This is a genomic window from Gordonia sp. UBA7860 (genome assembly GCF_002500165.1).
Taxonomy (GTDB): domain Bacteria; phylum Actinomycetota; class Actinomycetes; order Mycobacteriales; family Mycobacteriaceae; genus Gordonia; species Gordonia sputi.
In genome coordinates this window covers 20101-41044 of sequence record NZ_DLSO01000206.1, presented here as the reverse complement: position 1 = coordinate 41044, position 20944 = coordinate 20101, and the positions used below count along the sequence as shown (strand labels likewise).

Sequence of the window (20944 nt, the reverse complement as noted above, 5' to 3'; positions counted from 1 at the left end):
CCTCGAGTACACATCGACACGTCACCTACAACGAGACAGGAAATCGAAGATGACAGACACCACCCCCGTGGTCGTCACCGTGACCGGTGCCGCCGGCAGCATCGGGTACGCAGCCGTGTTCCGGATCGCAGCAGGCGACATGCTCGGGCCCGACCGCCCGATCAAGCTCCGGCTCCTCGAACTCCCCCAGGCGGTCTCCGCGGCACACGGCACGGCCATGGAGTTGCAGGACGGAGCATTTCCGCTGCTGACCTCCGTCGACATCTTCGACGACGCGCGTGCGGCCTTCGACGGCACCGACTTCGGGCTCCTCGTCGGCGCGAAGCCGCGCTCCAAAGGTATGGAACGTGCGGATCTACTGTCGGCGAACTCGGCCATCTTCGCCGAGCAGGGTGCTGTCATCAACGACGTCGCGGCCGACGACATCCGCGTCATCGTTGTCGGCAATCCGGCGAACACCAATGCGGCGGTCGCGGCGGCGAGCGGCCCCGACGTTCCCGCCGAACGATTCACTGCACTGACACGTCTCGACCACAACAGGGCCATCGCGCAACTCGCGGCACACACCGGAGCACCCGTGCGCGACATCAGTAGGGTGAGCATCTGGGGTAATCACTCGGCGACGCAATACCCCGACATCTTCCACGCGCGCGTCGGAGATCGCAGTGGAGCCGACGTCGCCGCGGACACCGACTGGCTCGTCGACGACTTCATCCCGACGGTCGCCGCGCGAGGCACCGCCATCATCGAGGCTCGGGGCGCGTCGTCCGCGGCGTCGGCCGCCAATGCGGCAATCGATCACGTACGCGATTGGGTCCTGGGTACTCCCGCCGACGACTGGACGTCGGCCGCGGTCAGTTCGCCGGGTGCGTATGGAGTTCCCGAAGGCCTGATGTGCTCGTTCCCCGTCCGATCGGTCGACGGCGCGTGGCAGATCGTCGACGGACTCGAGATCAATGAGTTCTCGCGAGCCCGCATCGACGCGTCGGTGGCCGAATTGCAGTCAGAACTCGACGCGGTCGCCGCACGGCGCTGAGGCGGGGGCCGCTGAGTACAACGCCGGGTACCACTAGGTCTCCTGTTGGTCACTCTTGACCACCCAATCGTTCACGGCAGCTTAAACTTCCGACATGTCAAAGAAGTCGACGTCGAAAAAGTCGCAGTCGGTCGAGCTTAAGCAGAAGAAGATCTCCAACAAGGTGTATGAGGCCGAGCTCTTCCGGCTGCAGACCGAAATGGTCAAGCTGCAGGAGTGGGTACGCGAGACGGGTGCTCGCGTGGTCGTCGTCTTCGAGGGCCGCGACGCCGCAGGTAAAGGCGGCACCATCAAGCGCATCACCGAGTACCTCAGCCCTCGGATCGCGCGCGTGGCCGCTCTGCCCGCCCCCACCGATCGTGAACGCGGCCAGTGGTATTACCAGCGCTACGTGGCTCAGCTGCCCGCTCCCGGCGAGATCGTTCTGTTCGACAGGTCCTGGTACAACCGTGCAGGAGTCGAAAAGGTGATGGGCTTCTGCACTCCCGAAGAACACACCCGCTTCCTCCGACAGACTCCGATCTTCGAACAGATGCTGATCGACGACGGCATCCTGCTGCGCAAGTACTGGTTCTCTGTGTCCGACGACGAACAGCTCCGACGATTCCGTGCGCGGATGAACGACCCTGTGCGGCAATGGAAGTTGAGTCCCATGGACCTCGAGTCGGTCTATCGGTGGGAGGAGTACTCCCGCGCCAAGGACGAAATGATGGTGCACACCGACACCGCGCTGAGTCCCTGGTATGTAGTCGAGTCCGACATCAAGAAGCATGCTCGACTCAACATGATGTCGCACCTGCTCTCCACGATCGACTACCACGAGGTGCCGCGGCCCCAGGTGTCATTGCCGAAGAAGCCGGTCGAGAGCGGAAACTATCACCGCCCGCCGCGGTCATTGTCGAAATACGTTCCCGACCACGTCGCAGAACTCCTGACCCACGACGACTGATCTTTCTCTCCGCCTGCGGCGGCGGTAGCATGACCCGCGATGTGGATCGGTATCGCTGAATTCGAGTTCCTGCTCGGTGATGTGCACTCCCTGAAATCCAAACGGTCGCTTGTCCGGCCAATCGTTGCCGAATGCCGTCGGCGATTCGGCGTCTCCGTGGCCGAGGTCGACCACCTCGACGTGCACCGTCGCACGACGGTGGGAGTGAGTCTCGTGGCACCCGACCGTGCGCATCTCGTCGAGGTCCTCGACTCGGTGGAGCGGTTTGCCGCGGCGCGCCCTGAGGTCGAGTTGCTGTCTGTGCGTCGACGCGAACTGTCATCGACCGACATCTGACGGGTCCCGACATTCGAGAGGTCAGGCGTCGCTGCCCGACCGGCGCCCCCGTGCGAACCGGACATCCCGTCAGTCGTCGACGATCCCTGCCGCACCGGCCACTTCACGGTAGGCGGCGGCGAGTGTGTCGACAGTCTCGTGCGCGTTGAGCCCGCTCGGGTTGGGCACGACCCACACCCTTGCGTCGCCCCATCGGTCGGGTTGCTCACCCGGAGTTGCACGCCGCTCGCCGAATGCACTGCGGTAGGCGGTGATTCCGGCGACCGCCACGACGACGGGACCGATCCTCTCCACGCGGTCGCGCAGTTGCACACCGCCTGCCGCGAGTTCGGCGACGCTCAGTTCCGCGGCCGTCGCCGTCGCCCTGGCGACCACATTGGTGATGCCCACCCCGCGGCCGATCAGGTAGTCCTGGTCGGCGTCACTCATTCCCGACGACGCGTCGACGAGATGGTCGGTGATACCTGCTCGATAAAGCGCCGGCCAGAATCGGTTTCCCGGGCGGGCGAAGTGGGCGCCGGTCGCCGCACTCCACAAACCCGGATTGATGCCGACGAACAGCAACCTGCAATTCGGCCCCAGCAGGTCGGAAACCAGGCGGTCGCTGCACGCAGCCAACTCAGCTCGGGTGAAACGCATCCGTCACACGGTACCCGCGGTTGACACGCGCGACTATGAGCCCATTCGATAGACACGTGAGTGCAGACGACATACCGCTGCTGGTGATCGATGCCGCCAACGTCGTCGGTTCGGTTCCCGACGGATGGTGGCGTGATCGACGGGCCGCCACCGAGCGGCTCCTCGACAGCATCGTGGAGCTGCCCGCTACGGGGCTAACCGACCTACCCGGCCCCCTTGATGTCTCCGTTGTCGTCGAGGGCGCGGCCCGCGGCGTGTCCCCGCGGGAGGGCATCCGTGTCATCGAGGCGCCCGGATCGGGTGACGACACGATCGTCGAGGTGGTGTCCGACAATATCGGTAAAGCTGTCACCGTCGTCACCTCTGACCGTGAATTGCGTTCACGCGTAGCAGATCTGGGCGCCGACTCGATGGGGCCGCACACCATCCGCTGAGCGTGGTCGACTCTGGCGATCCGGCGGTTTCCGCCGACAACGTGCATAGGATGGTCACCAGAGGGGACGCTGGGGGCGACGAGAGGATGACAATGGCCCGTTATGACCTGCCCACGCTGGAGGACCTTCGTGAGCTCGGGACGCGACGAGAGAACGCGATCACGATCTACGCCGAGACCTCACCTGCACCGGATGCACGCGAAGGCAGCTACCTCAAGGCGAAGAGCGCGTTCGATCGCGCGATCCGCGAGCTCCGCGAGGAGGGCATCCGGCACGCGACCGAGACCGCGCTGCGCGATCAGTGGGAGAAGGTTCGCACGGACGAGGCGTGGACGCGCCTGTCGAGTTCAGTGGCCATCTTCCTCTCACCTGACCAACTGCAGCTGTTCGTCCTGCCCAATCGGCTCGAGAACCAGATGCAGACCGGCGGGCACTTCGACCTGGGGCAGATCGTTCGTGCGGTGACCACACCCCAGAGTGCGTTCGCGTTGACACTGTCGGCGAACGGCTGGAATCTCTGGCAGGCGACGCCGACGACAGTGGCGACCGAGCTGGAGCTCCAGGGCGATCACGGCACGGATGTGGCCGACGCCACCAACAGGGCGACCATCCGCGACCGCGGTCACGTCCGCAGACTCGTCGGAGACGAGGGCAAGAAGGTTCTGCTCGAGCAGTACGCCAATCGTGTTGCCGAAGCGGTGCGCGCCGAACTTGCATTGGTCGACCGCAACGCAGAGCGCCCACTGTTCCTCTTCGCCACCGACCCGCTACTCGACATGTTCCAGGCCGCGTACACCGACCGCACGGTGGTGACGGTGCCCGGCGCACCCGACGAGCTGCGCGCCGACGAGATCGACACCGCGATCCGGGCCGAGCTGCCTGCGCTGAACGCCGCGCAGAACAATGCTGTCGTCGCGCGTCTGTCCGACGGAGTGAATCGCGGCTTGGTCGCCACCGACCTCGCCGAGATCAGCAAGGCTGCCTCCGCCGGCGCCGTGGCGACACTCGTCTACGACTTCACTCGCGACATCCCCGGCGACATCGACTCGGAGACAGGCGAATTGACCTATGACGACAACGGATACGACGTCATGTCGTCGATCGTGGTCACCGTGCTCGACCGCGGCGGAGAAGTGATCGCCGTCCGAGCCGACGAAATCGACTCGCCGCTGTGGAACGACACGGCCATCGCTGGCCTGCGATTCTCGCTGATCGACACCGCACAGTAGGTAGTAGTTCCACCGACGCCGTCGCACGGCCTGTAGAGCACACTGCAGATTTGTTCCGTGCGGCGGGCGTCGCCCGCATCGCCGCCGTACCACGCGCGTGAGGTTGGACGCGTGTGCCGAACAAGGAGTGTGCACCATGGCACGAACCGTGGCCGACAACATCATCGAAACGCTCGATCGATCCGGAGTGCAGAGGGTCTACGGCATCCCCGGCGACTCGTTGAACGGATTCACCGATGCGTTACGCAAGGATCAGCGGATCGAGTGGGTCCACGCACGCCACGAGGAAGGTGCCGCATTCGCCGCCTCCGCGGAGGCGGCACTCACCGGCGAACTCGCGGTGTGCGTCGGAAGCTGCGGGCCGGGAAATCTGCACCTGATCAACGGTTTGTTCGACGCGCAGCGCAGTCGCGTTCCGGTGCTCGCGATCGCTGCTCATATACCGGCCGCGGAGATCGGCAGCGGGTACTTCCAGGAGACGCACCCCGAGCAGTTGTTCGTCGAGTGCAGCGACTTTTGTGAAATGGTCAGCACCCCAGCACAATTGCCCCGCCTGCTCGACATCGCGATCCGCACCGCCGTCGAACGACGCGGTGTTGCCGTGCTCGTGATCCCCGGTGAGAACTTCCTCGAGAAGGAGCATCAGCGTCGGGGTGGCGCGGCGATCCGCGCCATCGACAGGATCGTCCGCCCCACCGACGCCCAATTACACGACGTCGCGGCCGCGCTGAATGCTGCCGAGAAGGTCACCATCCTGGGAGGCGCAGGCACTGCGGGCGCCCACGACGCCGTCGTCGAATTGGCAGGAGCTCTCCAGGCACCTGTTGTCCACGCACTGCGCGGCAAGGAGTTTCTGGAGTACGACAACCCGTACGACGTGGGGATGACCGGACTGCTCGGCTTCAGCTCGGGGTATCGCGCCATCGAGAAGTGCGACACGTTGTTGATGCTGGGCACCGACTTTCCGTATCAACAGTTCTTCCCCTCCAAGGCGACGATCATCCAACTCGACATCCGCGGCGAGCAGATCGGTCGACGCACACCGGTCGACGTCGGGCTCGTCGGGTCCGTCGCCGATACGATCCCTGCCCTGCTCCCCCTCATCGACCGGAACCGCAGCTCAGAACATCTACGTTCGTCGCGTGAGCACTACATCAAGGCGCGCGCGTCGCTGAACGACCTCGCCGTGAACGATGGCAAGACGCCGATCCATCCGCAGTATCTGGCCAGACTGCTCTCCGACCACGCCACCGACGACGCAGTGTTCATCCCGGACGTCGGCTCGCCGGTCGTCTGGGCGGCGCGATACCTCGAGATGAACGGGAAACGGCGACTGATCGGCTCGTTCACGCACGGGTCGATGGCGAACGCGGTGTCTCAGGGAGTCGGTGCACAGGCGAGCTACCCGGGTAGGCAAGTCATCGCCATGGCGGGCGACGGCGGGCTCGCCATGTTGCTCGGCGAGTTGCTGACGCTCACGCAGAACGCCCTGCCGGTGAAGATCGTCGTCTTCAACAATTCGTCGCTGAACTTCGTCGAGTTGGAGATGAAGGCCGCGGGGTTCGTGAACTTCGGTACCGACCTGGAGAACCCCGACTTCGCCGCACTGGCGCGTGCGATCGGGATCAAGGGCGACCGCGTCGAGAATCCCGGCGACCTCGATTCCGCGGTACGCGAGTTCCTCGCTCACGACGGGCCTGCGCTGCTCGATGTCGTCACTGCGCGACAGGAGTTGTCGATCCCGCCAACGGTATCGGCAGCGCAGGCGAAGGGATTCACGCTGTATGCGATTCGGACCGTTCTCTCCGGACGCGGCGACGAACTGATGGACCTGGCCGAAACGAACGTCTTCCGCAGGCTCTTCGACTGAGGCCCGCAGCGCTCAGTGCGGCACCTTGCTGAGGTCGGCGCGCAGCAGCATCACGTTGTAGTCGCTCCAGCGCGAGGCGTTGAAGAACAGTTCGGGCGATGACCCGACGACTGCGGGCGAGTGCGGTTGGATCATGGGTCCGTACAGGACGACGGCACCCTTCTCCACGAGGTAGGTCGGCGCGCTCCACGGACCTTCTGGTCGATCCGCTGTGCGGATGCGAATCCCGTTGTCGCCGTCGAGCATCATGTACTTGTTCAGGTACGGACTCCACGCCACCGACAGTTCCGTGACGGGAGCTGGCACGACGATCGCCGATCCGTCGTCGGGAACGTCGGCGATGTTGTCGACCCACTTGCGATCGCGACCTGCCCAGTACTGGTACTTGGTCACGTCAAGGATGTCGGTCGGCTTGAACCGTGCGAGGAAGCCCGCGCCGAATCGTCCGTTGGGCGTACCGAATTGGTACACATAGTCGCTCTGCGCACCGTGCCCGCGTACGTAGGCGTTCTGCTGAAACTTTCCGTTGTTGGGTTCCGCAGGCGGCAGATCGAACGGAAGGGCTGCGGCCACAGGCGAGTTCACCAGGATGGTGTCGCGATCGACCGTCCAGTTCTGTCCGTCGTCGTCAGAGTGCGCGACGGCTGAATAGTTGGTCACCCAGTGACCGGCGGAGCCCCATGACCGTACCGACATGAAGTTGATGAACTGCCGGTACCCCGTTCCCCAGGGCAGCGATATGGCAGCGGTGGGGATGGTGGTCGTCTCGATGGGACTGACACCGAGTGCCGGGATCAGTTCGCGCGCAAAGGTGGGACGGGCAGCGTCGACGGGACTGCCTGACTGCACGTCGCCGGGCACGCCGGGCGGGACGCTCACGCCGTCGTCGAACTTGGTGTCGCGTGTCCGCATGAGCGTGTTGTGTCGCCACTCCTGACCGGCTGCGTTGCAGTCGCCGAAGGTGTCGCCGAACGCCATCAGAGTCTGCCCGGAGCCGTTGTCCCAGGAGATGCCGAGGTCGGTCCCACTGATCGTGAACCGACTGAACGTGCGGTTGATGCTGCGTGGCCCGGTCAGCCACGACACCGTCCGGGCGCGTGGGGTGATGTAGATCGGCAGGGGGCCTTGGGTTCCGAGGCCAGGTCGCGCACCCGACGAGCCAGAACCCAGGGAACCCGACCCCAATGACCCGGTTCCCAGAGAGCCCGTCCCACCCAGCGACCCGGATGCGCTGCCGAGATCGGGAAGCGAGCCGTTACTCGCATTCGCGCAGGGTGCCGCAGTCGCGCGTCCCTCACCAGCGACGAGAAAAGCGCCCACGGAGGTCGCCACGAGCGCCGCGACAACGAGTCTGCGTGCACCTGCTCGTATTCGGAGCATGGTCGATGGTCCTCTCGATGAACGGTCCGACTGCGGGTCGGCTGCAGCACATCTGTCACGTGTGTGGCAGATGTGATTCAAGAGGCCATTGTGGCGTATGGGTATTACCGTCCACACATGGGAACGGTCACGATCACGTTTCGGAGCGCGAGAACTCTGACGCTCGGGCGACCTGATCCGCAGTCAGTACCCTGCCGGTGTACTTCTCGAACTGCGCCGCCGCCTGCAGTGCGATCACCTGCGCACCGGTGACCACCGGTGTCCCCGCTGCCGAGGACGCGCGGATCAGGGGCGTCTGTGCCGGCAGCGCGACGACGTCGAATACGAGATCAGCAGCGGCGATCGCGTCGTCGTCGAACGACTGCACGTTCTCGTCGGCGCCCTGCATGCCCAGCGGGGTCACGTTGACCAGGATCTGCGTTCCCGGGGCTTGCGCGCTATCGATGGCTCGGTAGCCGTACTTCGACGCCAACTCCTCGCCCGCAGTAGCGTTACGAGCCCACACTGTCAGATCGTCGAAACCTGCGCCACGAAACGCGGCCACCACGGCTTTCGCCATTCCACCAGATCCCCGCACCACGACCGACGACGCGGGATCGATGTCGGCGATGAGCGTGGCCACCGCCTCGTAGTCGGTGTTCGACGCCCTGAGATAGCCGTCGTCGTTGACGATCGTGTTCACCGAGTCGATCGCCGCCGCAGACTTCTCCACCTCGTCGACGAGGTCGATCACAGCCTCTTTGAACGGCATCGACACCGAACACCCACGAATGCCGAGCGCGCGAACACCGGCAATCGCGCCGTGGATGTCGGTGGTGGTGAATGCCTTGTAGATGTAGTTCAGACCGAGCTCGTCGTAGAGATAGTTGTGAAACCGCGTGCCGATGTTCGACGGCCGCGCGGCGAGCGAGATGCACAGGGTCATGTCCTTGTTGAGAATCGGCATGCGCGCCACGCTACTGCCCGCATCGCCACTTCGATCGACAGAACGACGATGTGACAGCACGACGAGTCGCGTCGTAGCCTCGTCGTTGGTCGCACCGAGACTTCAGGAGGTCGATTCTGTGGGCTGGAACACATATGTGGCACTTGGTGATTCGTTCACGGAGGGGGTCGGCGATACGGATCCCACCCGCCCCAACGGGTTACGCGGATGGGCCGATCGTGTCGCGGAACAGCTCGCCGTCGATAACCCCGCGCTGCGCTACGCCAACCTTGCGATCCGTGGCCGCCTGCTCGATCAGGTGCTCGACGAGCAGATCGACCGCGCCTTATCGCTGCAACCCGATCTGATCACCATCTACGCGGGTGGGAATGATCTGATGCGTGGCTCGATCGACCTCGACGCCATGATGTCCCGCTACGAGAAGGCTTTGGCCCGACTGCGCTCGACGGGTGCAACGGTCATCGTGTTCACCGCGTACGACGCCGGCTGGGCTCCCATTTTCCGGCTCACGCGAGGTCGGAGCGCCATCTACAACGAGCTGCTGCGGGCGATTGCTGAGCGCCAAGGCGCCCGCATCCTCGACTTCTGGCGGCTCGCCGGATACGACGACTACCGGATGTGGGACACCGACCGACTGCACATGTCGTCGCTCGGACACGCGCGCATGGCATGCGAGGTACTCGACCTGATCGGCGCACCGCACACTATCGACGTACCCTCACTGGCCCCGCCACCAGTGCAGACACGTGAGCAACGGCGACGCGACAACGTCGAGTGGGCGCGCACATTTCTCTATCCCTGGATCGTGCGTCGCGTGCGTGGGGTGTCGTCGGGTGACAGCATCAGTCCGCGGTGGCCTGAGCCGGTCGTCGCTGCCGACGCGCTCGGTGAAGTCAGCGCCGAGCCAGCAACAGCGGGATGATGTGGTCGGCGAGCAGCGGCGCCAGCGGGACATCCGCCGACCCGACGTCGATCCACTGAAGTTCCGCGATCTCGGCGGCAGGCGCGTCGACGCGGACGTACGGGTGCTCGAACACCGTGGCTTCGACGAGATGACCGACCTCGTTGGCGGCGTCGGCGCGGAACACACCCAGTTCGACGAGGTCGTCGGCGCGTAGCTCGACCGCCAGTTCCTCTCGGGACTCGCGCAGCGCCGTACGTCGACGATTCTCCCCCGGTTCGGGCTTACCGCCGGGCAGCATGAATCTGACGGCCCCCTTTTTCCGGACCGTCAGCAACCGGCCGTCGTCGTCGCGGATGGCGACCGCGGCAACCATGATGACCGGGGCGGGCCCGCCGGGCGACGTCATCGGCTCGCTGCGCTCATGTGTGACCACTCACGGTGCGACGTAAGCGAAGTCGTTCCCCGAGCTCGCGTCATGTCCACACACCCGCGTCATTTTCCGAAGCCCGCGTCGCGCAGCGCCTGGGCCATCGATCCGTTGATCGGCTGGGCCTCTCGTCGGTCCCGTCCCTTGCCGTCACGTCCCTTCCCCCCGCGCGGTTGACCGCCACGAGCCTGCCCGTTTCCGGCGCGGCCTCGATCGGCGCGGCCGTCGTTTCCGCCGCGTCCGTTCGCTGCCCCGCCACGAGGGGCTTGGCGCGAATCCTGACCCGTGCGGGCGTCGTTGCGGCGCGCGCCACGATCGCCGCGCGGAGTACGTACCTCATCGTCGAGCCGAAGGCTCAGTCCGATCCGCTGTCGATCGACGTCGACCTCGACGACCTTCACCTTGACCACCTGGCCGGACTTGACCACCTCGTGGGGGTCGGAGACGAACCGAGTCGACATGGCGGACACGTGGACCAGCCCGTCCTGATGCACGCCGACATCGACGAACGCGCCGAACGCGGCGACGTTGGTGACGACACCTTCGAGGACCATGCCGGGCTGGAGGTCGGAGACCTTCTCGACGCCCGCGGCGAAGGTCGCGGTGGTGAAGGCGGGACGCGGATCGCGTCCCGGCTTCTCGAGCTCGCCGAGGATGTCGGTGACCGTCGGCACGCCGAACCTCTCGTCGGCGAATTCTGCGGGCTTCAACGACTTCAGTGAGCGCTCGTCGCCGATGAGTTCTGCGAGTTCGAGGCCTGTGCGGTCGAGGATGCGACGCACCACGGGATACGCCTCAGGGTGCACGCCGGACGCGTCGAGCGGGTCGTCGCCATCGGTGATCCGCAGGAATCCCGCACACTGCTCAAATGCCTTGGGCCCCAATCGAGGAACCTCGAGCAGTGCCGCTCGACTGCGGAATCGGCCCGCGGCATCCCGATGTCCGACGATGGCCTCGGCGAGTGTCGGTGTCACACCCGACACCCGGGCCAGCAGCGGCACCGACGCGGTGTTGAGGTCGACGCCGACGGCGTTCACCGCGTCCTCGACCACTGCGTCGAGGCTGCGTGCGAGAGTGCCCGGCGTGACGTCGTGTTGATACTGACCGACACCGATCGACTTCGGGTCGATCTTCACCAGTTCTGCGAGCGGGTCCTGAAGGCGGCGCGCGATCGACACCGCGCCACGGATCGAGACGTCGAGGTCGGGTAGCTCACCCGACGCGTACTCCGACGCCGAGTAGACCGATGCTCCCGCTTCGCTCACCGTCGCCTTGATCGGCGGCCGTGCCCCCGACGCCGAGATATCCGAGATGAGTTCGGCGGCAAGTGAATCCGTCTCCCTCGACGCCGTGCCGTTTCCGATTGCGATCAATTCGACGCCATGGCGCGCCACCAACGCGGCCAACGTCGCCTTCGCCGTGTCCCACTGTTTTTGCGGCTGATGCGGAAAGATCGCGCACGTGTCGAGCACCTTTCCGGTTCCGTCGACCACGGCGACCTTGACGCCTGTCCGGAACCCCGGGTCGAGGCCCAGAGTGGTGCGGTTGCCCGCGGGTGCTGCGAGGAGCAGGTCTTTCAGGTTCTTGGCGAACACCGCGACGGCGTCGTCCTCGGCGCGCTGACGCAGACGGACCCGAGCGTCGACGGCCGTAGAGATCATGAGTTTGGTACGCCATGCCCAGCGCACGGTGGTGGCCAGCCAGGTCGACGCCGCGCCCTTCCCGGACAGGTCGACGCCGAGGCTCGCCGCGACCATCGCCTGATAGCCCTCGTCGTCGCCTCCGGTGAGGTCGACGGCGAGGACGCCCTCCTTCTCACCGCGCAACACGGCGAGCACTCGGTGCGACGGCATCTCGTCGAGCGGTTCCGCGAAGTCGAAGTAGTCGCGGAACTTCTGTCCCGCAGCGCTTTTCGCAATCTCCTCCGAGCGCGGGGCGCTGACGCACGACCCCTGTCGCCAGAACGTCTCGCGCACCTCGCCGACGAGTTGTGCATCTTCACTGGCCCGCTCGATGAGGATGTGTCGGGCACCCTCGAGTGCCGCAGCGGCGTCGGTCACCGCGTCGGAGACGAATTCGGCTCCGATGGCAGCGGGATCGAGCGATGGGTCGCTGAGCAATCGGTCGGCGAGTGGTTCGAGGCCTGCCTCGCGCGCGATCTGCGCCTTGGTTCGACGCTTGGGCTTGTACGGCAGGTAGATGTCCTCGACGCGCGACTTGGTCTCCGCCGTCAGCAGAGCGTTCCGCAACTCGTCGGTGAGTTTGCCCTGTTCCTCGATCGACGCGAGTACAGCGGCCCGTCGTTCATCGAGTTCGCGCAGGTAACGCAGCCGTTCGTCGAGAAGCCGCAGTTGCGCGTCGTCGAGCGAGCCGGTCACCTCCTTGCGGTAGCGCGCGATGAACGGAACCGTCGAACCCTCGTCGAGGAGTCTGACCGCCGCAGCCACCTGATGCTCGCCGACCTGGAGTTCGTCCGCCAGGCGTGCGTTGACCGACTTGATTCCGGAAACCGTCTCGGATGCACTCGAAGTCACCCGGAGCACCCTACCGAAGCGCGCCGACAACGATCCGTGCGGTGGATGTGCGTGTCGCCGACGGCATCGTCGCGGATGCCGCACGCGATTCCGTCCCGCACCTCCGAGACCAGCCGTAAGATCGGCCGGTGGGGGTCACCACCATTGGGTCCGCTATCCGAGAATCGAGTGCCACATGGGATTCCTGATCGGCTTCTCCCCCTGGATCATCTACTGGATTCTGGTCGGCAACACCTCGTTTCGCGTCGCCGTGATCGTCGCCCTCTGCCTGGCCGTGCTCGCTGTCGCGGTGCAGCGGCTGCGTCGACAGCCCTGGCACACACTCGAGGCCGGTGCTGTGTTGGTTTTCGCGATGTTCACCGTCCTCGCATTCACCGTCAGCGACTCGTTTCTGGAGCGCTGGCTACAACCACTGGGCAACGCCGCGATCTTCCTCATCGCCCTCGTCGGCATGGTGATCGGTCGACCGTTCGTCCGCGAGTACGCGCGTGCGTCCGTCACTGATGACGTCGCGCGGAGCGACGGATTCCGCGTGATCACCTCTGCGATGACGTGGATGTGGATCGCGGTCTTCGGTGTGATGACCGTGGTGTCGCTGATCCCGCCCCTCGTACAGGGCGACGCGACGATCCGCGACGGCGCGTCGACATTGTCGATTGTCTGCTACTGGGTTGTGCCGTTCACGCTCCTGGGTGTCGCGGGCACCGTCTCCGGGGTCTTCCCCGCGTGGTTCTCGTCGCACACCGATGCGATCAGCAAGCGACAGGACGCGACGCGCCCGGGTGATCCGGTCGCCCAACCCGACGCTCCTGCCGACGATCAGGACCCCCGCGTCGTCGTACGCGCGCCGTCGACCAGCCGCCACGACGAACCGTTCTCCATCGGCGTCGACGCCCCCGGCATCCCCGACATCGCGGTGTCGGTGTCCGGCCAAGATCTCTACGGCCGACTCTGGCGGTGGCAGGGCCGCCTGGCCGGCACCGGGCAATCCGTCGACGACATCCTCTGGGCAATGGCATTCACCGGCGAACCCGACCGCGCTGACTTGTTCATTCCTCCCGCGGAACCGTGGCAGCTTCGTATCGAGGCCAGCGGAGGCCAGCATCGCTCCGTCGTCACGCGGCTCCGGTCCGCAACAGCTCTCGGCGTTCGCGTCAGCGAGGTCGACGTCGACGGCAGACCCGGCCTCCTCGCACTGCCGGCCGATGGCCATGCCCGACGCGCCGTGGTCTGTTTCGGTGGTTCGGAGGGCGGATACGACTCCCAGCGGGCGACGATCTGCGCACTGGCATCGCGCGGCATCGTCGCCCTTGCCTATGACTGGCTCGACGCCGACCCGGAAGCAGTTCCGGTCGCAGGCATTCCACTCGAGCGCTTCGCCACCGCGATCTCGTGGCTGTCGCGGCGGCCAGAGGTTGATTCGACCACGGTTGCCGCGCTGGGCATCTCCCGTGGAGCCGAAGGCGTGGCGGCCACCCTCGCGCGCGAACCCGACCTTCCCGTCGGAGCCCTTGTCTTGTTGAGTCCGAGTTCGGTGACCTGGCAGGCGATCGGCGACGGCGGCGAGATACCCGACACCTCGTCGTGGAGTTACCGGGGCCAATCGTGCTCGTACGCGCCGCTGCCGAGCGGAGTCCTCATGCCCCAATTGATCAGCAACGCATGGCATCTCTCGCGAGATGTCGCGCGCAACAAGCCGAGGTTGCTGAGGTTGGCACCCGCATACAGTGCGGGCCTCGACACCGTGTCACGAAACCGCTCGCAGACGGCAGATGCGGTCATCGCGTCGGAGAAGATCGCGTGCCCGATCCTGTGTGTGAGCGGCTCCGACGATCACCTGTGGCCATCGGAGCAGATGGCTGACGCGCTGCTCGGCCGCCGACAGTCGAAGTCCGATACTCATATCCGCTACGACGGCGCGGGGCACCTCCTGCGTCCGGGTCTCTACCCGTCGCAGGTCCAGGTGGTCGGCGGCATCGATCTCGGTGGCCAACCACGAGAACACGGCATGGCCTGCTTGGCGCTGACAGACGAGATCACCGCGTTCCTCGACTCCGCCCTGGCGTGAACCCGACTGCCCATGGCCCCCAACTACCTACGGCCCCCGACTGCCTATGACCCGACCGCCTATGACTCGGTGGTCTTGGGTGTCCAACCCAGCGCTGGTCCGAGACGCTGCGCCATGTCGGTGATGATCTGCTCGTAGTCTGCGGCGTCGAAGGTGAAGGGCAGCGCGAACGCCACCTCGGTCGCTCGTTGAAAGCCCTTGTGTGAGAACAGCTTCTCAGCCAACTCAGCGGAACTTCCGACGTAGTCCGGCGAGAACATCATTCCGCGCGGACCCTGCGGGCTGCGCGTCCGCTCGAAGCGAGACCGTGCGTATGCCTCGTATTTGCGTACCTGGTCGGGTGTCGCGGAGTCCGTCGGGATGACCACGAGCCCTTGTGACACCCGCGCCGACGACGGATCGGGATGGTTCGCCCGATAGGCGTCGATGTGTTCGGCCTGAATCGTCGCGAAGTCCCGCGACGTCGTGCCCTCGATGCTGACCACCGAGGAGGTCAGGTAGTTCAGTCCGTGCTGAGCGGCCCACTTCGCCGATTCGAGTCCGCCGCCGTACCAGACGCGGCCGGCAAGGCCCGGTGACTGCGGCTGAACGCTTCGGGAGAAGGTCTCGATCCCGACGGTGCCTTCGAACTCACTCACCGGTTCACCCCGCAGATGCGACAGCAGCCGCAGCACCCGGTTCTTGGAGAAGTCCTCACGGTCGTAGGTGTCCGGATAAAGCGCGGTCTTGAAATCGTCGTATCTCATCGGAGTACCCACGGACACACCGGGATTGATACGACCGCCGGAGAGAAGATCGACTGTGGCGAGGTCTTCGGCGAGGCGGAACGGATTCTCGAGTCCGAGCGGTATCACCGCCGTACCGAGTTCGATCCGCGTCGTCCGCATCGACGCCGCCGCCAGCATCGCGACCGGCGACGAGATGCCGTGCTGCAGGTGCCGGTCACGCAACCACACGCTGTCGAAGCCAAGCTCTTCTGCCGCCTCTATCGTGCGCAGCGTCTCGAGGTGACCAGCCCTCGGGTCGGACTCGTCGAACCGACCTATCGTGAGGAACCCCATCTTCTGTAGTGATTCGCCTTCGCGCGGCATCACATCTCCCGTCGTGATTCTGCTCTCCTGTCAGTGATACCCCGTCCATCCCTGCCGCGCGTCACGGAGCGTCGTCGCAGGAAACGCACGTCGGTGCGAGGACCTGACCACGTCCGAGTTTGGCTCAGCGGTATCGAAAAGTCGGCGCGTACAAGCGCGCTCGGTTACCGTGCCGGGAATGACCAGAACGGCGACGCCTCGCCTATACAACCGCGTTCGCGTCGCACCGACCGCATTCATCCTCGCGTGCTGCCTCGCCGTCGGCACCCTCACCGTCCTTCGCCCTGCACGTGCGGGTGCGGTCACGGGCGACGTCTACGGCCTGGCTAACACCTGCGTGCAGATCACCGATCGAGGTGGGAAGAACGCGGGCGGGCAGTCAGGGCCGTTCACCGCCAAGGCTGCCGGCCTCGGCAGCTATCTGTTCTCCGGTAGGGACAGACGTCTACTCACCGCGACTGCGGGCACGCCGACACTCACGGCCACCGTCAGCCCCCGCGCCCAGTGGACTGTGACAGGCGGCGGTCGCGACTTCACACTGACACCCGCCGTCGCAGGAAGTGGCGGACCTCGAGAAGTGCATCTCACTCCTGCGACGGGATGTCGACCGTTTCCCGAACCGGAGATCGACGTGACCGGTCCCGTCATGCGTGGCACCGACGCCCAGGGCAACCTCCGCGGCTTCGTCGACTCGCACGCGCATCTGCTTTCCGAACAGTTCCTCGGCGGAGAACTGCACTGCGGCAAGCCTTTTGATCCGCTGGGTGTGACCGTTGCGTTGCGCGACTGCCCCGACCACGAGCCCGACGGCATTCCCGCGGTGTCCGAGCAGGTGCTGTCGCGGCCCGGCCCGCACGCCACCGACGGCTGGCCGACGTTCTCGCAGTGGCCGAGGTGGGATTCACTGACGCACGAGCAGACCTACTACCGCTGGATCGAACGTTCCTGGCGATCAGGACTGCGCATGATCCAGAACTACTACGTGCAGAACCGCGTGCTGTGCGAGAAGTACTGGCGCGGCGATCAGCCGTGCAACGAGATGGAATCGGTGCGCATCCAACATCGGCTGTTACACCAGCTCGTCGACTACGTCGACGCCCAAAATGGTGGCCCCGGAAAGGGGTTCCTGCGCATCGTGTCCTCGGCGGCAGACGCCCGTCGAGTCATCGCAGACGGCAAGGTGGCCGTGACTCTCGGCATCGAGATCTCCGAGCCGTTCGGGTGCCGCGAGGTCTCCGGTCGTTCACTGTGCTCGCGCACCGATATCGATCGAGGACTCGACGAACTGAAGTCGATGGGTATTCGCCAGGTGATCCTCACGCACAAATTCGACAACGCACTCGGCGGAACGCGATTCGACCAGGGCGTCACCGGAACCGCCGTCAACACCGGCGAGCAGTTGTCCAACGGGCATCCGTGGCAGGTCGAGAAGTGCCAGACCGACGAGAAGGACAACCCGGTCCTTGGCTACCCGCGCGGGCAGCGGTGCAACGTTCGCGGGCTGACGACGTTGGGCGTGTACGCGGTCAACGGACTCATCGACCGCAACATGGCCATCGACATCGACCACTTCAGCGCCAAATCGGCCGAAGCCGTCCTCGACATCATCTCCAGGCGTCACTATCCAGGAGTGATCTCGTCGCACACGTGGACCGATCCGCGCAACTATGGCCGCATCCTCTCCGCCGGCGGCATCGTCGGATTGTTCGCGACACCTGCCGAGGGGAAACCGGGTGAGAAGGGGCGACACGGCGACCTGCCACCCGACTACCTCTCCGCGTGGCGTGTGCTGCGCGAGCAGCGCAGTCCCGACTATTTCTTCGGCGTCGGGTTCGGCCCTGACATGGGTGGTCTCGGCGCCCAGGCACACCCGCGACCGTCAGCGAGTCGCAACCCGGTGAGATATCCGTTCCGCGGAGCCGACGGTGTCACCGAGATCAGCAGGCAGGTCTCCGGGAAACGCGTCTTCGACGTGAACGTCGACGGCACAGCACATTACGGACTTCTGCCGGACTGGATCGAGAGCCTTCGCGTCCAGGCGGGGCCGGTCGACGGCCCCCGCGTCGTCGACGACCTGTTCGCCGCCGCGGAGGCGTACACCCGAATGTGGGAACGGGTCGAGGTATACCGTGGCTGACCGGCCCGCGCCACCTGCAGCCGTGCTCGGACGTCGAACGCTGCTGTCGTACGCCGCGGGCAGTGTCGGTACGGGTGGTTTCGGCACGCTGCCCGGATTGGTACTGGCGTACTACCTCACCGACACGCTTGCGGTTGCGGCGACGGTTGCCTCGATAGTCGTGGTCGCACCGAAGATCATCGACGTCGTGGTCAACCCGATCATCGGCGCCCGCTCGGACGCACGCGCAGCCCGCACCGGGAGCCGACGCTCCTTCATGGTCTTCGGGGCGCTGGCACTCGTCCCGTTGTTCGTACTCACGTTCCTCGTCCCACCGAGCGCGTCCCCTGCGCTGGCCGCCACCTGGGTGTTCGTGTTCTTCACGTTGACGGCTATCGCCTACGGCTTCTTCCAGGTGCCCTACGTCGCGTTACCCGCAGAGATCACGCACGACTATCACCAACGGACCCGCCTCATCACCACACGAATCGCGGTACTGGCGCTCGCTATTCTGCTGGTCGGCGCGGGCGGTCCGGCGATTCGCGACGCGGCGGGCGGCGGCCACGTGGGGTACGCGGTCATGGCTGTCGTGGCAGCACTGGTCCTGGGCACCGGGATGCTCATCGCGACGTTCGGCGCAGCGCCCCGATCCGCTGCGCCGTCACGAGTCGTCGAACCGCCCAGAACCCGCCTGCGCGATGGTGTCGCAGCGCTGACACAGGTACGCAACTTCCGACTTCTCGTCGCACTCTTCGTGATTCAGGCACTCGCGAGCGCGGTCATGCTCGGTGGCGCGCAATACGTAGCGACGTATCTCCTCGGCAACAAGTCGGCGCTGACCTACATGTTCGTCGCGCTGGTCGGACCCGCGCTGATCGTGATGCCGCTCTGGTATCGACTCGGACACCGATTCGGGAAGGTGGCCGGGCTGGTCCTGGCGTCAGTGCTGTTCATCGCCGCAACGGCGTCGTTGCTGGTGGCAGCGTGGGCCCCTGGCTGGTGGATGCTGGCTTCTGTGGCGGTCGCAGGCGTCGGATATGCGGGGATGCAGGCATTCCCGCTCGCGATGCTGCCCGACATCATCGAATCGGATCGCCGCACCACCGGCCACGACCGGGGCGGTGCCATGTCCGGGGTGTGGACCGCCTGTGAGACGGTTGGCCTCGCTCTCGGACCGGGGGTGTTCCTGCTGATTCTGGCGATCGGCGGGTTCGTGTCTTCGAGCGGCGATACCGCAGTCGGACAACCGGATTCGGCGCTCACCGCTATCGCACTCGCCTTCTCGCTGGTACCGGCGCTACTCGTCGCATTCAGTCTGCTCTTCCTCCGCGGCTACCGCGACGACGCCGGCGTCGACGCTCTGTCAGCTCACCCCAGCCCGACGGGGCACCCCACTCAGTGACCCGAAAGGACGATGTCGATGACCGCTCCCGAACCCGAGGCAACCGACCCGGTGGCTCCACGAGCTCAGGAACCACCGAACCTGAAGGATCGAGCCGACGCGGCTCTGCAGGTGCTGGCTGACTATCGATCGGCGGATGCTCCGACCCACGGCGGACATGTGCTGTCGTACGTCTACGATTCCGGACTCGGGGTGCTCGACGAGGTCGCGGCATCGGCAGCACGAATGGTGCAGTCGGTCAACGGACTCGACCCGACGGTCTTCGGCTCCGTGGCGGCAATGGAACGCGATCTGATCGAGTTCGGCCGCACTACTTTCCACGGTCCGGACGCCGTCGGGTCGGTCACCTCCGGTGGCACCGAGAGCTGCCTGCTCGCCGTGAAGGCTGCCCGCGATCGCGCGGGCGCCGCACCCGGGCAGTCGTCGATGGTCGTGCCGACGACCGCACACGCAGCGTTCCTCAAAGCCGCCGCGTTGTTCGGTGTCGAGGCGATTCGGGTGCCCGTGCCGACGGCATCGACTGCGGTGCGCGCCAACGACATCGCCGATGCCATTCGGGACGACACGATTCTCGTTGTGGCCTCGGCACCCAACTACCCGACGGGAGCGCTCGATCCGATCGCCGAGATCGCCGAGATCACCCGGTCGCGCGATCTCGCCTTCCACGTCGACGCCTGCCTCGGCGGTTTCGCACTGGCGTGGTGGGATGGTCTGCCTCCCTGGGATTTTCGAGTAGACGGAGTCACCAGCCTCTCCGCCGACCTGCACAAGTACGGCTACGCGCCAAAAGGCTCGTCGCTTCTGCTGCACCGCGACCGCGACCGACACCGCGCCCAGTTCTTCTCCATCACCGACTGGCCCGGCTACCCGATCGTCAATCCGACGCTGCTCGGCTCGCGCTCCGCCGCGGGACTCGCCTCGGCATGGGCGGTCAGCCGAACCCTGGGTGCCGACGGGTACGCCGCATTGACGCGACGAATCCGACACGCCTTCGATGACGTCGTCACAGCCATAGATGGGATCGACGGGCTATGCGTCGTCGGCGCGCCGTCGGGACCGGTTCTCGCCGTACGCACCGACCCTGAGGCATCCGAACCCGTCGACACCCACCTGTGGGGCTCCGCGGTGTCGGCCCGCGGATTCGCACTACAGGCTCAGCCCGCCTTCACGCAGCCGGACGGCACAGTCCTGCCTGCCACCACACACCTGACGATCACACCGGTTACCGATTCCGTCGTCGACGAACTCGTCGAGGTGCTCGCGCTCGCGGCAGAAGAGGTCCGCGGCGCGCCCGCCCGGCCGGCGCCCGAGGCCCTACGTGAAGTGGCCGGAGCATTCGACAGCGGCGCCGTCACTCTCGACCAGGCGCTCGCATTGCCCAGTGCGGCAGCGGAAGAGGTTCTGATTGCTGCCGGGATCGACCCGCGTCGGCATGGTGGCGCGTCAGACCTGGACATGCCCGCGATCATCGCGGCCGTCGAGTCATTGCCACGCCCCGTCACCGCCCGCCTGCTGGCCGAGTTCCTCGCCGCGTATTGCAGCCCGTAGATTGAGCCGGCTCGCCGAGAGTGACAACGTGGACA

At 65.7% G+C, this 20944-nt stretch carries 17 protein-coding genes; 11 read left to right on the top strand and 6 right to left on the bottom strand.

Going from position 1 to position 20944, the window contains the following annotated elements:
• Positions 1–49 precede the first annotated feature (49 nt).
• The 3 genes from B3T59_RS24330 (at position 50) to B3T59_RS24320 (ending at position 2321) form a co-directional block, all read left to right on the top strand.
• Positions 50–1036 carry a malate dehydrogenase gene (locus B3T59_RS24330; RefSeq protein WP_287005342.1) on the top strand — a complete coding sequence of 329 codons (987 nt, stop codon included), beginning with the start codon at positions 50–52 and terminating at the stop codon, positions 1034–1036.
• 94 nt (positions 1037–1130) lie between these two features.
• On the top strand, positions 1131–1985 hold the full coding sequence (gene ppk2, locus B3T59_RS24325; RefSeq protein ID WP_251723486.1) for a polyphosphate kinase 2: 855 nt from the start codon (positions 1131–1133) through the stop codon (positions 1983–1985).
• Between the two features lie 39 nt (positions 1986–2024).
• Positions 2025–2321 (top strand): DUF503 domain-containing protein, encoded by a 297-nt coding sequence (locus B3T59_RS24320; protein WP_251723485.1) that lies wholly within the window; start codon positions 2025–2027, stop codon positions 2319–2321.
• 69 nt (positions 2322–2390) lie between these two features.
• Here the strand turns inward: B3T59_RS24320 and mug are convergent, their stop codons facing one another.
• Positions 2391–2960, bottom strand: coding sequence for a G/U mismatch-specific DNA glycosylase (gene mug / locus B3T59_RS24315; RefSeq protein ID WP_251723483.1), 570 nt, complete (start codon positions 2958–2960; stop codon positions 2391–2393).
• A gap of 56 nt (positions 2961–3016) precedes the next feature.
• Here mug and B3T59_RS24310 point away from each other — a divergent pair, with 56 nt between their 5' ends.
• The 3 genes from B3T59_RS24310 (at position 3017) to poxB (ending at position 6493) form a co-directional block, all read left to right on the top strand.
• Complete coding sequence (locus B3T59_RS24310) at positions 3017–3394, top strand: hypothetical protein (protein ID WP_251723481.1); 378 nt, start codon at positions 3017–3019, stop codon at positions 3392–3394.
• Between the two features lie 92 nt (positions 3395–3486).
• Positions 3487–4623 (top strand): hypothetical protein, encoded by a 1137-nt coding sequence (locus B3T59_RS24305; RefSeq protein WP_287005341.1) that lies wholly within the window; start codon positions 3487–3489, stop codon positions 4621–4623.
• Positions 4624–4759: 136 nt separating this feature from the next.
• On the top strand, positions 4760–6493 hold the full coding sequence (gene poxB / locus B3T59_RS24300) for a ubiquinone-dependent pyruvate dehydrogenase (protein WP_251723478.1): 1734 nt from the start codon (positions 4760–4762) through the stop codon (positions 6491–6493).
• Between the two features lie 12 nt (positions 6494–6505).
• Here the strand turns inward: poxB and B3T59_RS24295 are convergent, their stop codons facing one another.
• Together B3T59_RS24295 and B3T59_RS24290 are read right to left on the bottom strand one after the other, a co-directional pair.
• The gene (locus tag B3T59_RS24295; RefSeq protein WP_251723477.1) at positions 6506–7873 is read right to left on the bottom strand and encodes a DUF4185 domain-containing protein; all 1368 of its coding nucleotides are present in this window, start codon (positions 7871–7873) and stop codon (positions 6506–6508) included.
• A 133-nt stretch (positions 7874–8006) separates the two neighbouring features.
• Positions 8007–8819, bottom strand: coding sequence for a shikimate 5-dehydrogenase (locus B3T59_RS24290; protein ID WP_251723475.1), 813 nt, complete (start codon positions 8817–8819; stop codon positions 8007–8009).
• 118 nt (positions 8820–8937) lie between these two features.
• Between B3T59_RS24290 and B3T59_RS24285 the strand changes: the two genes are divergently transcribed.
• Positions 8938–9741, top strand: coding sequence for an SGNH/GDSL hydrolase family protein (locus B3T59_RS24285; protein ID WP_251723473.1), 804 nt, complete (start codon positions 8938–8940; stop codon positions 9739–9741).
• Here the strand turns inward: B3T59_RS24285 and B3T59_RS24280 are convergent.
• Together B3T59_RS24280 and B3T59_RS24275 are read right to left on the bottom strand one after the other, a co-directional pair.
• Positions 9713–10129 carry an NUDIX hydrolase gene (locus B3T59_RS24280; RefSeq protein ID WP_251723471.1) on the bottom strand — a complete coding sequence of 139 codons (417 nt, stop codon included), beginning with the start codon at positions 10127–10129 and terminating at the stop codon, positions 9713–9715. The two genes, B3T59_RS24285 and B3T59_RS24280, sit on opposite strands and share 29 nt — an antisense overlap.
• Before the next feature lie 86 nt (positions 10130–10215).
• On the bottom strand, positions 10216–12684 hold the full coding sequence (locus B3T59_RS24275) for a Tex family protein (RefSeq protein ID WP_251723469.1): 2469 nt from the start codon (positions 12682–12684) through the stop codon (positions 10216–10218).
• 175 nt (positions 12685–12859) lie between these two features.
• Between B3T59_RS24275 and B3T59_RS24270 the strand changes: the two genes are divergently transcribed.
• Positions 12860–14752 carry an acyl-CoA thioester hydrolase/BAAT C-terminal domain-containing protein gene (locus B3T59_RS24270; RefSeq protein ID WP_287005340.1) on the top strand — a complete coding sequence of 631 codons (1893 nt, stop codon included), beginning with the start codon at positions 12860–12862 and terminating at the stop codon, positions 14750–14752.
• A gap of 59 nt (positions 14753–14811) precedes the next feature.
• Here the strand turns inward: B3T59_RS24270 and B3T59_RS24265 are convergent, their stop codons facing one another.
• Positions 14812–15843 (bottom strand): LLM class flavin-dependent oxidoreductase, encoded by a 1032-nt coding sequence (locus B3T59_RS24265; protein ID WP_287005339.1) that lies wholly within the window; start codon positions 15841–15843, stop codon positions 14812–14814.
• Positions 15844–16021: 178 nt separating this feature from the next.
• Between B3T59_RS24265 and B3T59_RS24260 the strand changes: the two genes are divergently transcribed.
• Genes B3T59_RS24260 through B3T59_RS24250 form a run of 3 tightly spaced genes read left to right on the top strand, consistent with a single transcriptional unit; the run spans position 16022 to position 20909 of the window.
• Positions 16022–17980 (top strand): sphingolipid ceramide N-deacylase, encoded by a 1959-nt coding sequence (locus B3T59_RS24260; protein ID WP_287005338.1) that lies wholly within the window; start codon positions 16022–16024, stop codon positions 17978–17980.
• A complete protein-coding gene (locus B3T59_RS24255; RefSeq protein WP_251723462.1) occupies positions 17973–19361 on the top strand; it encodes an MFS transporter in 1389 nt (462 codons plus the stop codon). The genes B3T59_RS24260 and B3T59_RS24255 overlap by 8 nt, the downstream gene beginning before the upstream one ends.
• An 18-nt stretch (positions 19362–19379) precedes the next feature.
• Entirely contained in the window at positions 19380–20909 is a 1530-nt protein-coding gene (locus B3T59_RS24250; RefSeq protein WP_251723460.1) for a pyridoxal phosphate-dependent decarboxylase family protein, read from the top strand.
• Positions 20910–20944: the final 35 nt, after the last annotated feature.